Source organism: Bacillus sp. SIMBA_074, assembly GCF_046534555.1.
Lineage (GTDB): Bacteria > Bacillota > Bacilli > Bacillales > Bacillaceae_G > Bacillus_A > Bacillus_A mycoides.
Genome location: NZ_JAWRYM010000019.1, coordinates 47,228 through 61,094, shown reverse-complemented (window position 1 = coordinate 61,094; position 13,867 = coordinate 47,228). Strand labels below are relative to the sequence as shown.

The 13,867-nt window shown below is 35.0% G+C and carries 17 protein-coding genes; 15 read left to right on the top strand and 2 right to left on the bottom strand.

Annotation, left to right across the window (positions count from 1 at the left end):
* Window positions 1-36: 36 nt before the first annotated feature.
* The 12 genes from SB773_RS19490 to SB773_RS19435 all read left to right on the top strand — a co-directional run bounded on the left by SB773_RS19490 (window position 37) and on the right by SB773_RS19435 (window position 10,257).
* On the top strand, window positions 37-1,218 hold the full coding sequence (locus tag SB773_RS19490; RefSeq protein WP_410591527.1) for a YhgE/Pip domain-containing protein: 1,182 nt from the start codon (window positions 37-39) through the stop codon (window positions 1,216-1,218).
* Between the two features lie 195 nt (window positions 1,219-1,413).
* On the top strand, window positions 1,414-1,848 hold the full coding sequence (locus SB773_RS19485) for a ferritin-like domain-containing protein (RefSeq protein ID WP_410591525.1): 435 nt from the start codon (window positions 1,414-1,416) through the stop codon (window positions 1,846-1,848).
* Between the two features lie 215 nt (window positions 1,849-2,063).
* Complete coding sequence (locus SB773_RS19480) at window positions 2,064-2,531, top strand: DUF2691 family protein (protein WP_002084693.1); 468 nt, start codon at window positions 2,064-2,066, stop codon at window positions 2,529-2,531.
* A 23-nt stretch (window positions 2,532-2,554) separates the two neighbouring features.
* A complete protein-coding gene (locus SB773_RS19475; RefSeq protein WP_002084694.1) occupies window positions 2,555-3,070 on the top strand; it encodes a GNAT family N-acetyltransferase in 516 nt (171 codons plus the stop codon).
* Complete coding sequence (locus SB773_RS19470) at window positions 3,071-3,949, top strand: aminoglycoside phosphotransferase family protein (RefSeq protein ID WP_410591522.1); 879 nt, start codon at window positions 3,071-3,073, stop codon at window positions 3,947-3,949. It begins immediately after the preceding gene.
* A 125-nt stretch (window positions 3,950-4,074) separates the two neighbouring features.
* A complete protein-coding gene (locus tag SB773_RS19465; RefSeq protein ID WP_410591520.1) occupies window positions 4,075-5,403 on the top strand; it encodes a YjiH family protein in 1,329 nt (442 codons plus the stop codon).
* A 338-nt stretch (window positions 5,404-5,741) separates the two neighbouring features.
* Complete coding sequence (locus SB773_RS19460; RefSeq protein ID WP_131245571.1) at window positions 5,742-6,086, top strand: ArsR/SmtB family transcription factor; 345 nt, start codon at window positions 5,742-5,744, stop codon at window positions 6,084-6,086.
* A 29-nt stretch (window positions 6,087-6,115) separates the two neighbouring features.
* Window positions 6,116-6,631, top strand: coding sequence for an SRPBCC family protein (locus SB773_RS19455; RefSeq protein WP_328057378.1), 516 nt, complete (start codon window positions 6,116-6,118; stop codon window positions 6,629-6,631).
* A 90-nt stretch (window positions 6,632-6,721) separates the two neighbouring features.
* The gene (locus SB773_RS19450) at window positions 6,722-7,102 is read left to right on the top strand and encodes a VOC family protein (protein WP_000609551.1); all 381 of its coding nucleotides are present in this window, start codon (window positions 6,722-6,724) and stop codon (window positions 7,100-7,102) included.
* A gap of 159 nt (window positions 7,103-7,261) precedes the next feature.
* Window positions 7,262-7,849 carry a GNAT family N-acetyltransferase gene (locus SB773_RS19445; protein WP_131245573.1) on the top strand — a complete coding sequence of 196 codons (588 nt, stop codon included), beginning with the start codon at window positions 7,262-7,264 and terminating at the stop codon, window positions 7,847-7,849.
* Window positions 7,850-8,171: 322 nt separating this feature from the next.
* Complete coding sequence (locus SB773_RS19440; protein WP_002033016.1) at window positions 8,172-8,804, top strand: YdcF family protein; 633 nt, start codon at window positions 8,172-8,174, stop codon at window positions 8,802-8,804.
* 304 nt (window positions 8,805-9,108) lie between these two features.
* Window positions 9,109-10,257, top strand: coding sequence for an acyl-CoA dehydrogenase family protein (locus SB773_RS19435; RefSeq protein ID WP_328057379.1), 1,149 nt, complete (start codon window positions 9,109-9,111; stop codon window positions 10,255-10,257).
* Window positions 10,258-10,439: 182 nt separating this feature from the next.
* Here SB773_RS19435 and SB773_RS19430 read toward each other — a convergent pair whose 3' ends face one another.
* Window positions 10,440-10,910, bottom strand: a complete 471-nt coding sequence (locus SB773_RS19430; RefSeq protein WP_410591515.1) for a hypothetical protein — start codon at window positions 10,908-10,910, stop codon at window positions 10,440-10,442.
* A gap of 187 nt (window positions 10,911-11,097) precedes the next feature.
* On the opposite strand from SB773_RS19430, the gene SB773_RS19425 reads away from it, so the two are divergent.
* Entirely contained in the window at window positions 11,098-11,775 is a 678-nt protein-coding gene (locus SB773_RS19425; RefSeq protein WP_410591513.1) for a copper homeostasis protein CutC, read from the top strand.
* A gap of 23 nt (window positions 11,776-11,798) precedes the next feature.
* Window positions 11,799-12,350: a signal peptidase I gene (gene lepB / locus SB773_RS19420; protein WP_060750358.1), complete on the top strand. Its 552-nt coding sequence runs from the start codon at window positions 11,799-11,801 to the stop codon at window positions 12,348-12,350.
* A gap of 91 nt (window positions 12,351-12,441) precedes the next feature.
* Here the strand turns inward: lepB and SB773_RS19415 are convergent, their stop codons facing one another.
* Window positions 12,442-12,855 carry a hypothetical protein gene (locus SB773_RS19415; RefSeq protein ID WP_410591510.1) on the bottom strand — a complete coding sequence of 138 codons (414 nt, stop codon included), beginning with the start codon at window positions 12,853-12,855 and terminating at the stop codon, window positions 12,442-12,444.
* A gap of 252 nt (window positions 12,856-13,107) precedes the next feature.
* Between SB773_RS19415 and SB773_RS19410 the strand changes: the two genes are divergently transcribed.
* On the top strand, window positions 13,108-13,860 hold the full coding sequence (locus SB773_RS19410) for an IclR family transcriptional regulator (protein ID WP_060750360.1): 753 nt from the start codon (window positions 13,108-13,110) through the stop codon (window positions 13,858-13,860).
* Window positions 13,861-13,867 lie beyond the last annotated feature (7 nt).

Sequence of the window (13,867 nt, the reverse complement as noted above, 5' to 3'; positions counted from 1 at the left end):
GTTATTATAAATCAAATTAAAGGAGGAGAAAAGAAAATGTTTAAAAACAAACTTTTATTGTTATCTCCAGTTATTGCACTACTTGTTGTTTTTATTTTTTCATTAACATTATTTCCAACCGTTCAACCTAAGCCGAAAAACTTACCAATCGCAATTGTAAATGAGGATCAAGGAGTAGAAATTCCGAATCAACCGAAGATGAATATGGGGCAAACGATTGTTGATAATATGAAAAAGACATCAAAATCAGAGGAAGAACCTGCGGTAAAGTGGGTAGAAGTGCAAAATAAAGAAGCAGTTCAAAAAGGCTTAAATAATCAAGAATATTATGCAGCATTAGTTATTCGGAAAGACTTTAGCACAAAACAAGCATCATTACGAACAACACAGCCATCTTCGCCAGAGGTAGAAATATTCATCAATCAAGGAATGAATACAGCAGCATCAACTATGGCGGGGCAAATGTTAAATGGAGTAGTTGATAATATGAACAATACTGTTCGTACACAACTATTAGAAGGATTGAAAGCAAAAGGAACTACATTAACAGCAGACCAAGTTTCAAATGTAGTAACACCTATTACGAAGAAAGTGATAAATGTGAATGAAATCGGCAAAAATAGTGCGAATGGTAACTCGCCAATGTCTTTATTCCAGCCGTTATGGATTGCAAGTTTAGCGAGCACAGCAATTATCTTTATTGCGATAAGTAAAATGCCAGTAGGTACAAGAAAAGAAAACTTCATATTAAAAGTAAAACAAATTTTAGTGGGGGCTATTGCGGCGCTTGTAATTGGATATGGTCTTACATGGATAGCTGATGGAATGGTAGGATTAAATATCACGAATTTCACAGATACGGCTTTATTTTTATCAATTACTTCTTTTAGTTTCTTCTTAATGATTTCGGCGGTCCTTTCATTAGTTGGACTAAAGGGTATAGGTATATTCGCTCTATTACTTTTCTTTGGGGCACCGCTATTAGCATTAGCGCCTGAAATGATGTCCTCGTTTTATCGAGATTGGATTTACTCTTGGTTACCAATGAGATTCATGATAGAAGGTCTCAGGGAAATATTCTTCTTTGGGAAAGGATTAACTTGGGATACTCCTACTACAGTGCTCGTTTGGATTGGAGTAGTAAGTATGTTTATCATACTAGGAAGTGCTTTAAAACGTAGTGCGGTAAAGGGACACAAAACTGAATTAAATGCTTAAGAAATAAAAACCGTTTCACTAGTAGTGAAGCGGTTTTTTGTGATGAAATCGATAGGGGAATAATTCAATGATAGATAGGCTTTTTCGATGTTTTAAAGGTGAGTGAAGAACTAGTATTTGCTGTCCCTTTATATATACATGCTCCTACTATTTCAAAATGCATAAAATGTTATGCGAAATAATGGAGGGGATACGATGTATAATTCGAATTATGATGATTGGTATAGACAGGATGATAAGCTAATTAGTGATATTGAAAAAGCTATAAACGGAGAGTATAGCGCTATAAGCTGCTATGCAAAATTAGCTAACATGGCTCCAAATCAAGTAGAACAAAAACAAATTCTTGAAATCCGTAATGATGAAATAAGGCATTTTCATCATTTTGTACAAATCTATACGAATTTAACTGGCAGACAGCCGAAACCACAGATTACGGAAAATTGTCCTAATACGTACTTACAGGGATTAGAGTTCGCTATACAAGATGAGCAAAAGACCGTAGATTTTTACTTGGAAATTTCAGATGAAGCAGCAGATGCATCTATGAAAGAGTTATTGCGCAGAATAGCAGCAGATGAACAAAATCATGCGGTGTGGTTTTTATATTATTTTGTGAAGTCGAAGTGAGTGTTAAAAATGAATGGCTGATGTGCTGAACATATTAGAAATTATTTTAAAACGCAGTGCAACAATTGAATAAGATATGTAAATGTAAGCAGAAGGAAACCGTTTCACTAGTAGTGGAGCGGTTTTTTATGATGTGCATAGGTATCGACAAAATATAGTAATTAAATTTGATATATAATGTATGAAACAAAAATAAATAAGCTAGGAGCAGACATATGAAAAGAGGGATTACAGTAGATATTCTAGATGGATATGATAATTTACTTTGGAAAGTGTTAAAGCCAATTGATATTACTGCATTTGATTGGCAAGTCATGGGAAGGGAGGAAGCTTATATAATAATAGGGAATGAATTAGGTCCAGAATTATTTTCAGAAGATAACGAGATCATGGAAGGATCAGAATTAAAAAAGCTAATAAAAGATAACATATATTATCTTTTATTTGTAGACTTAAAAGCATATCCAAAAGGGAAAGTACTAGGAGAAATTGAAACATATGAAGAATTTAAGAAGAGTAAGTGTGAAGTAGTCGTATTAGTAGCGGATGGTGATTACATACAAATTTATGCAAAAAACCAAGAAGAGATTGAAATGATATATGAAAACGCACTGAATCAAGGATTTTATGTAGAATATATTACAGATGAAAATGATGGAAGGACTCGTATGTCAGTATGGTAGCAATTTGAAAGGGGAACGGCAATATGGAGAGAAATATAAGTAAAGAATATACAATTCGAATTGCTACTGAAGATCAAAGTGATAGTATTATCATTTTATTAAAAGAAGTAGCACAATGGCTACAATATAAAGAAGTGGATCAGTGGCAGTATCTTTTAGGAGAGGAAGCTACGGCTGAAATACTAGAATGTATAAGAGAGAAATATACATATGTTGTTATGAAAGAAGATGAAATAGTTGGTACGGTTACAGCTTCTCCTAAACAAAATGAATGGGATGAACATATTTTTGGAAAAGAGGAAGTTTCTAATTCATTATATATTCATAGATTTGCGGTGAAACGGAAGTATAAGGGGGATGGAATAGGAGAATGGATTATACGGTGGGTAGAAGAGAATGTGCAACATGACAAAGAGTATTTGAAGTTAGATTGCGTCCGGCATAATCGTATATTGAATGATTTTTATAAGAGAAGTGGTTTTGACTATGTTGGCAGTACGGATGGACTTAGTAAGTTTCAAAAGAAAAGAGGAGAGTGAATGAATCAAATTAACGTAAGTTTAGTTGAAAAGTTAATACAACAACAGTTTCCCGAATGGGCCCATTTAGAAGTGAAACCTGTAAAGTTTAGTGGGCATGATAATAGGACGTTTCACTTAGGGGATGAGATGAGTGTAAGATTGCCAAGTGATGCAGCATATGCACCGCAAGTAGAGAAAGAAAACACTTGGTTACCTATAGTAAGTAAGGGACTTTCTTTACAAATTTCTGCACCAATTGCGAAAGGGAATCCGACTGAAGAGTATCCATGGCCTTGGTCTATTAATAAGTGGATCAAGGGAGAGACAGTCACGAAAGAAAATGTTCGTGACTTAGATCAATTTGCGGCGGACTTAGGCTCATTTTTAATAGAGTTACAATCAATTGATGCGAGTAATGGGCCATTAGCTGGAGAACATAATTTTTACCGAGGCGGGCTTATATCTGTATACGATGAAGAAGCGAGAGTGGCTATTGAAAATAATAAGGATGTTTTTGATGAGACATTATTAAAGCATCTTTGGGATTTAGCACTTCGGTCAACATGGGACCACAAACCAGTTTGGGTTCATGGAGATGTAGCGCCAGGGAACTTACTTGTTAAAGAGGGAAAGCTTTGTGCCGTAATTGATTTTGGTATTTTAGGAGTAGGAGATCCTGCTTGTGATGCAGCGATGGCATGGACATTTTTTGATAAGAATAGTAGAAACGTATTTAAAGAAGTATTGCGCATAGATGAAGGAACGTGGAATAGAGCGAGAGGATGGGCACTTTGGAAGGCGTTAATTACATATGATGCGAATAAGACTAGTAATAAGATAGTGGCAGAAGAATCTTATCGTGTCATTCAAGTAATTGTGGATGATTATAAGAGGTAATAGAAAAAGCTTATTTTGATTGTATATTTCAAAATAGGCTTTTTTACATGATTAAATATTCAGAATTAAAAGAAGGGATCTGACGTTATTATACAGAATATTTAGATAACAGGAGGTGTCTAATTTTGAGTGAAATTGAATTAAAAAGTAATGTAATTAAGACAGGGCGAGAGAAGGGGATTATACTTCGGTTTATACTTGCTAGTCTAGTTGGTGTGTTTATGTTTTTTGTTCCTGTTACGATAAACGATGCTTCGTCTATTATGATTGATCATATTGTATCGTGGATTCGGACTTCAGTTCCTTCTGTAGTACCATATTACGCACTACTTGTAATGATAATTGGTGCGATTTATCCATTTTATACGAAGAAATGGAATGCATCTATTGTAGACATTTGTTTTTCTATTTTAAAAGTAGTAGGTGTTGTTTTCGGCGTATTATATTGTTTGAAAGTAGGACCAGCTTGGTTCTTTGCGCCAGATGTTGGACCGTTTTTGTATGAGAAGTTAGTTATATCAGTAAGTTTACTCGTTCCAATTGGCTCGGCATTTTTAGCGTTATTAGTCGGGTACGGATTGCTTGAGTTTATCGGCACGTTTTGTCGTCCAATTATGAGACCGTTATGGAAAACACCTGGGCGATCAGCAATTGATGCGGTTGCTTCATTTGTAGGAAGCTATTCGTTAGCCTTATTAATTACTAACCGTGTTTATAAAGAAGGAAAGTATACGACGAAAGAAGCAGCAATCATCGCAACAGGTTTTTCAACAGTATCCGCAACATTTATGATCATCATCGCAAAAACACTAGACATTATGCATTTATGGAATGTTTATTTTTGGACTACGCTTGTTGTAACATTCATCGTGACTGCTATCACCGTAAGAATCCCACCACTTAGTAGAAAACCAGATACATATATTACGAAAGAAGGGTTCCCAGAGCCCGTTTATAAAGAGAAAATGTTAGAGCGAGCTTGGGAAGATGCATTAGAAGTATCGAAATCTGCGCCAAGTATTATGAAAAATATCGCAGTGAATTTAAAAGATGGATTCATTATGACGATGGGGATTTTACCATCAATTATGTCAGTAGGATTAATTGGTATCGTCTTAGCAAAGTTTACGCCAATATTTGATTGGATTAGTTATATTTTCTATCCGTTTACATGGCTATTACAATTACCAGAAGCAGAACTAGCTGCTAAAGCGGCATCCGTTGGTATCGCAGAAATGTTTTTACCTTCTCTTTTAGTTGTAAGTGCACCAATTGTGACAAAGTTTGTTATTGCGGTTGTTTCCGTATCATCTATTTTGTTTTTCTCCGCTTCAATTCCTTGTATATTATCAACAGATATTCCGTTAAAAGTATCTGAACTTATTATTCTATATGTGCAAAGAACGATTTTAACGTTGCTGATTATTACGCCGATTGCTTATTTGTTGCTTTAAACTACTACGCAAGTTCTGAATATACCGAGTTTTCTGACTTGTATAAACGAATATTTACTCAATAAAAGCGGAAGTCATTTTGATTCAAATGACTTCTTTTTATTTACCGTCAAATCGTAGTTAGTGCGAAATAATAACCAGTGGAGAGAAATAAAAAAACATGAATTAAAATTTCACTTTATTTCAAAGTAAAAGCCGCATTTAGTGTGAATTTATCTTTTGAATATTCCTTGACAGGAATATTCCCGGATGGTTATAATCAATTCAACAAGAAGATAATATTAGTGATGATATTGATGTGTTACAACCGGAGACCATCACTTAATGAGGTGAGTGATATGTCGGGTGAAATTCCGGGCGTGAACGTGGCGACGCTGAATGCCTTATCTGAACCGAATCGTATGAATATCGTTGAACTCTTGCGTGACGGTCCCTTAACCGTTGGGGAAATCGCCGAACATTTGGGATTAAGGCAACCACAAACTTCGAAACATTTAAAAGTGTTAAGCGATACAGGGATTGTGGAAGTTCAGGCTGAAGCTAATCGCCGGATTTACAAGCTCCGACCTGAGCCTTTCCAAGCACTTGATTGTTGGGTGCAGTCATTTAAGCGTGTGATGGAAGAGAGATTCGATAATTTAGATGAGTATTTGAAGGAATTGCAAAACAAGGAAAAGTCATAAAATCAGTTCATATTTAAGGAGGAATTAAAATGTCAAACAATACAATGGTATCAAGAGTAGAGAACGATCGGGTATTGGTACTGGAGCGTGTTTTCGATGCACCGCGTGATCTTGTATTCAGTATGTTTAAAGAAGCAGAGCATTTGAAACACTGGTGGGGGCCAAGGGGCTGGGAAATTCCAACATGCACTGTCGACTTCCGTCCGGGAGGCGTTTGGCACTACTGTATGAAGTGTGTCGATCAGAACCTGGGGCAATTTTTTGGTATGGAATCATGGGGAAAAGGAGTTTATAAAGAGATTATTGAGCCAGAGAAAATTGTCTACACCGATTACTTTTCAGATGCTGAAGGCAATGTAAATGATTCTATGCCGTCAACCGAGATGACATTGGAATTCATCGATTTAGGTGGAAAGACAAAGCTAATAAACCGTGCAGAATATGTTTCCGAAGAAGCTCTTAAGACTGTTATGGACATGGGCATGCTACAAGGTATCACCGAAACTTGGGATCGTTTGAACGAGCGATTGGAGTCGCTGAAATAGATTTTTGTACCGCAACTTTATTTTCGGTGATAATTAGGTGTAAGTGTATGGAGTTTAATAAAAATTGTTTATAAAGGAGCGTTAAAATAAATGATTAATAATGTTGGTCAAATCATGTTGTATGTAAATAACCAAGATGAAGTGAAGGAATTCTGGACAGAAAAAGTAGGATTTATTGTAATTTCAGAGGAAGATAACGGTCAAGGAATGCGATGGATTGAAATTGCTCCAACTAAAGAAGCTGAAACAAGTATTATTCTCCATAATAAGGAACTAATTGCTAAAATGCAGCCGGAGTTAAATCTTGGTACACCTTCTTTAATGTTCTTCTCAAAAGAATTCGATAGTTTATATAGTGATTTAGTAAACAAAAACGTTACAGTCGGAGAAATTGTAAATATGCCTTCAGGTAGAATATTTAATTTTGCAGATAGCGAAAATAATTATTTTGCGGTAATGGAAAAGAAGTAAATTTCAATTCAATTTATGAGTGCGATGCTTGAATAAAGGCATCGCATTTTTTATTTAAAAGATATATTTTATTCCTTAACATAAATATAATTATATGTTTTTATATAACGATTAAACGGTAATGGGGTATGATATAGTTACAACAAAGGGGGCTTAAAAATGGAAGTAATTCACGAAAGAGCAAAGTTACGGTTAATGGATAGCAATGATGTCGAAAAAATGTTTTCAATCGTGGAAGGAAATCGAGATATTTGGGCGTATTTAATCTCTAAAATGGATACTGTTCAAGATATGCAGCAATATGTTCAAAAGGCGATAAAAGCTTATGGGGCAGGGAAGGATTTGCCATTTGTTGTTGTTGATCAAAAGACGAATGAAATAGTAGGGAGTACACGCTTATATAACATTTCAGTTGAAGATAAGACAGTGGAATTAGGGCAAACGTGGTATGACCCGAGTGTGCAACGTACGAGTATGAATACAGAATGTAAGTATATGTTATTACAATATGCTTTTGAAAAATTGCATATGCGGAGAGTACAAATTAAGACGGATGCACGAAATGAAAAAGCACAAAGAGCAATTGAAAGCCTCGGCGCAGTAAAAGAGGGTGTACTTAGAAACGAAAGAAAATTGCCGAGTGGACATGTTAGAGATGCAGTTGTATACAGTGTAATTGCAAATGAATGGCCAGCTGTAAAGGAAAGGTTATTAGAAAAATTAGAGTCATATAAAGAAAAACGATAATTCATATTAAGAAAGGTGTATTGATCGTCAAGATGAAAAATATACCTTTTTTCTTACAAAATAGTTACTTCTTTTGTTTCATCATTCCATTATGATAAAAAATTCGTTACAATGTAGTTGTATGGTAATAAACTTATAAATTACACAAATGTAATGAAAACCGCAAACGAAAAATGAATTGATAATCCTCAATTTTAAATGAAAACCCTTTAATGCATATATATGATAAGAAAAATTCCTTCTTTTAAACAAATTCAAACAAAATGATTTGATATATACGTTTTTATATAGAAGTATGGATGATGTACGGAGGCAGTTATAAATGAAAGAAAATAAGAAAAGTAAGAAAAGAAGAATCTTGCAAGTATTCTTGCTTATGATTTGTTCTATTATTTTATATGTAAGTTATGCAGCTTACGATATTTGGAGTTATCGCTTTAAAACAGATGATGGTGTGAAGACAGATGCTGGTATCGTGCTGGGAGCAGCTTCATGGAACGGAAAACCATCTCCTGTATTTAAAGAAAGAATTAATCATGCAATTTCCTTATATAAGAACGGTAATATTAAAAAGATTATTTTCACAGGTGGTACAAAGTTTGAGGCAGAGCTTGAGGAAGCGCGTACTGCTAGAGTGTATGCACTGAAACATGGTGTGAAAGAAGAGGATATTCTAATTGAAACAAAATCCCTTTTCACAGAGGACAATTTAAAGAATGCAAAGCAAGTTGGAATAGAGAACGGAATACGCACATATACGATTGTGAGTGATCCACTTCATATGAAACGTGCAATGAAAATTGCAAAACATATTAAAATTGAAGCGTATGCATCACCAACTCCAACGTCAGCGTATAAAACGTTAGATACAGAAATCCCTTTCTTTTTTAAAGAATTATGCTCGTATATTGGATATGTAACCTCTTTGCCATTAAAGGCATTGAAAGGGGATTAATATAAGAAAAGAACCTATCTTTTTTATAGGAACTTTTCTTATTGTTCAAAAGCATTGTATTTTTATCGGAATAGTGAAACAATAGAGAAGTAACTTCATATAATCATAATGACAAAATGAACGGTTTATGAATCGGACATAAAGTGAAACTTTAATCAGTGGGGGGGCATCCCACACTGATTATTAGCCTTCACCAATCGGGCGTTTACGGGTAGCCCGACTCCCACCTAACTTCTTTTCTCCACCTGAATTTTGAGGTGGGAGTTTTACTGCCCGCAAATAGCGGGATAAAGGAGATTATAGTATGGCACTCTCATTTGTTGAAACAGAAGAACAATCTTTAGTTATTGAACAAATAAATAAATTGATTCCGAAGTTCATGGAAAGGGAGCATCAACTAAGTGAATTAGGATCATTTCCGTATGAAAATATTAATAATTTGAAAGATATCGGATATACGAAATTAACGTTGCCAAAAGAATTGGGAGGCAATGCGATTTCTTTATATGACTTCGTTTTATTTCAAGAGAAAATAGCAGAAGGCTGCGGTGCTACCGCATTATCGATTGGATGGCACCTTGGCATTGTAAAGGAATTAGCTGAAAATCGTTCTTGGAATGAGGAAATGTTCACTTGGTTTTGTGAAGAAGTACGTAATGGTGCGCTTTTTAATCGAGCAGCGACAGAGCCGAATACAGGTAGTCCTACGCGCGGCGGGAAACCAGAGACGTTAGCTGTCAAAAAAGGTGAGAAGTGGATTATAAATGGAAGAAAAACGTTTACGACAATGGCACCAGTACTTGATTATTTTATCATTTCAGCAAGTATTGAAGGCCAGGAAGATATCGGAGAGTTTGTCATTCCAAAGAATACGCAAGGCGTGACAATTGAAGAAACGTGGGATAGCATCGCAATGCGAGGAACTGCGAGCCATGATCTCGTTTTACAAAATGTAGAGATACCAGATCGCTTTTTCACTGATATAAAGGGTTCAAAAGTTAAAGCTAAGGGTATTGGCTGGTTGCTACATATACCAGCATGTTATTTAGGAATTGCACAATCAGCAAGAAATTATGCAGTTCAGTTTGCGGTATCATACAAGCCAAACAGTTTAAATCATTCTATAAGTTTATTACCGAATGTTAGAAGGTTAGTTGGAGAATTAGAACTTGAGCTTATGCAAGTTCGTGTCTTTTTATATCAAATTGCGAAAAAATACGATGAGGCAGAAGATAAATTATCATTGCAAGCCGAACTTGCGGCAGTGAAATACGCGGTAACAAATGCGGCGATATCTATTGTAGATAAAGCAATGCGTATTGTCGGGGCGAAAAGTTTATCAGAAAAAAATCCGCTTCATCGTTATTATTTAAACGTAAGAGCAGGACTACACAATCCGCCGATGGATGATGCAACACTATCTATGCTGGCGGATGCGGCGTTTCGGTCGTAATGAAGAATTATAAAGTCTGTTCCGTTCAGGAACAGGCTTTTCGTTGTCGGTGAATCGGTATTCTATGTTGAATCGTTGATATAATTCCATGTATTATGTCATTGTTCAAAGAAGAGGGAATTCTCGTTTTACAAAATAAAAAGGCTATCCTTTTGATAAGAGGATAGCCTTTTTATTTTGTTCTATTGTGGCTGCACTTCAAGATTCATACTACTTTCAGAACCGTCTTGATTATGTGCAAATAATGAATACTCACCTGGTAAAGGATTGGCGATGAGTGAACGTAAAGGAAAGGATTCACTTTCATTTGGCTGTAACGTGTGTTTGACTAAACGATCTTCTTTGAATTTAATTGAATAGGTAAAACTGTTTGTACTAGTATTTTTAATTGTAATATGTAAGTCACCTTGGCCACTAAAGTCAAAGCCTGTACCAGTATCGCCTCTGAATACAGTTGAGTTGTTAAATGAAGATGAACGAAATGTTTGGATTTCTTCTTTATTGCTTGATGAAAGGGTAATCGTTTCTGTTTCTATACTTGAAGTTGAGGAATCTAGTTTTGTATTTGGTTTTGTTAATAAAGTAATCGCGCAAAGTGATGCAATTACAATAAATGAACTAGAGATAACGAACCGTTTTTTTGTAAGAATCATATATTCATTTCCTGTTATAATAATATAAGAATGTATAATTTTAAGAAAAACATAACATATATGATATTTATTATCAATTCAATAAATCTTTCTTTTCATTCTTCTTTTTATAGTTTTATAGTGGAATGCTATGTTTCTTATTTCACCTACTGTATAATAAGAAAAAAGTACGAAAAGAGGTTATCTCATGCTAGAGGTTATTGCAACTTGTTTAGAAGATGTGAAGCGAATTGAAAAGGCTGGTGGAAATCGAATTGAACTCATTTCATCATATACAGAAGGTGGTTTAACACCGAGCTATGCTTTTATAAAAAAAGCAGTAGAAGCAGTGCAAATACCAGTTCATGTTATGATTCGTCCGCATGCGAAGTCTTTTACATATACGGAAGAAGAAATTGAAATGATGAAAGAAGATATTGTAGTTGCTCAAAATCTTGGAGCTGCTGGTGTTGTATTAGGTGTGTTAAATGAACAAAATGAAGTTGATGAAGAGAAATTAGTAGAGTTATTATCTGTTGTAGATGGAATAAATGTAACGTATCACCGTGCGATAGATGATACAGAAAATCCAGTAGAAGCGATGAAAGTTTTGAAGAAATTCAATAAAGTTACTCACGTTTTAACTTCAGGTGGACAAGGAAATGTAGTAGATAATATTCCGGTTCTTGCAGCAATGCAAAAGGAAAGTGAAGGGAATATACAGCTTGTTGTCGGAAGCGGAGTAACGAAAAAGAATGTAAAACAATTGCTAGATGAAACTGGAATTACGCAGGCGCATGTAGGTACAGCGGTTAGAGAAGGTAAGTCATGTTTTTCTGAGATTGACCTAAAGTTAGTACAAGAGTTAGTTGAAATAATAAAGTAAGTATTTAAGAAAGAGGAGAGACGATGAAGACAAATACGAAGAAAGAATTGATCTCATGGATTAAGACGATAGGTATTACACTTGCGATTGCCTTTATCGTTCGTGGGGTGCTATTTACGCCGTCATTAGTACAAGGTGAATCGATGATGCCAACTTTAGAAAATAATGAGCGAGTTCTCGTGAATAAAATTGGTTATAGTATAAGCGGGTTAGATCGTTTTGACGTTATCGTCTTCCACGGAAAAGAAGGGTACGATTTAGTAAAACGAGTAATTGGTTTACCAGGTGATACAGTTGAGTATAAAGATGATGTTTTATATGTAAACGGAAAAGCGATGGAAGAACCGTATTTAAAAGAATTTAAAGAAAAGGCGTCAGGTCGTTTATTAACTCCTGATTTTACGTTAGAACAAATCACAGGGAAAACGAAAGTGCCAGAGGGCCAAGTGTTTGTTTTAGGAGATAATCGTGAAGTATCTAAAGACGGTCGTATGTTTGGATTTATTTCAGAAGATGAAATTGTCGGAAAAGGACAAGCTGTTTTCTGGCCATTGAAACAAGTGAGAGCGTTATAAAGTAAAGCAAAAGTATGGGAGAAATATTCTTCCATACTTTTTTTGTTTGTGCTTATATACATTTTCACTTCAAGATGGAAAATCGAGATTTTTAAATTTTTGGTTTTGCTACAATTTGAACTTTGGAAAGTGAACCGTCGTTATTTCTAAAGTTAATTTTATACTCACCGTCAGGGAGCCAATCACTCCAATGTGTACTGAATTCACTTATAGCTTGTTCGCCAGGTTGTAAAGTTCCGTCAATCATCCAAGAACCTTTAGCGTTATATAAAGTATAACTAAAAGTAGAATCGCCTATATTTTTTACAAGAACGCTTAAGTCATTTCCGTCAAAATGGTTTAAAGTAGAATTACTTGATCCGAAAAAATGAATTTCTTCGTCAGCTATTAAATGATGTTGGGCAGTTTGAGCGTGTACAGTAGTGTCTTCGTTTGTTGAAAATGTAACATTATAACCTATACAAAAAGATAACATAATTGCAGGAATCACTAGCAGTTTTTTCAAAAGAAACACTCCTCACATTTTGTTGTACATATACCATAATAAATAAAAATATTAGAAATGTAATAACTTAATGTAAAAATTTACAAATGCATTTAATTATTTACGTTTTTTTAAATGACTGACAAACTTTATTAGAGAATGTACGCAAAAATATATTGATAGAATTGAAAGAATATTTTATAATTTTAAATTATATGTTTGTTTCGAAAAACGGAATTATAGTTCCGAAATTCGGAACAAAAAGGAGATAGGATGAGTATAAATAAAACGGCAGTTAAGACAATGGATATTTTGGAGTTGTTTTATGAGCATGAAGAGCTAAGTTTAACAGAGATGGTTCAGCTTACGAATATGCCGAAAACATCTGTTTATCGTTTAATTGGCTCGTTAGAAGAAATGGATTTTTTACAAAAAACAGAAAAGGGAAAGTATCGTCTCGGAGTCGTTTTTTTACGATTTGGTCAACTTGTTTCACAAAGATTATCCGTAAGAAATATTGCGATACCTTATATGAAAGAGCTTAGAGATAGTTTAGGGCAAGCAGTAAATTTAATTATTCAAGATGGTAACGATGCAATTTATGTTGAGAAGATGGAAGGAGCTCAGCCAGTACGTGTTTATACGGCGGTTGGAAGAAGAGCACCACTGTATGCGGGTGCATGTCCGAGAATTTTACTATCGTATTTTTCTGAGGAAGAGAAAAGAAAGTACGTAGAGGAAACAGATTTAAAACAGTTTGCGGATGGAACGATCGTGAATAAGGAGCATTTGTTAGAAGTATTACATATGGCGAAAAAAGAAGGGTACACAATTAGCTACTCTGAATTAGAAAATCATACAGCGGCTATAGCAGCACCAATTTTTGCAAATGATGGAACTGTTGTAGCTGGCATTAGTATTTCGGGATTGGCAATTGAGTATAGCGAAAGTAACATTTCATATTTTACTGCGAAAGTGAAAGAAACAGCATACCGCATTTCGAAAGAACTCGGCTTTTGGGCATAGAAAGAGG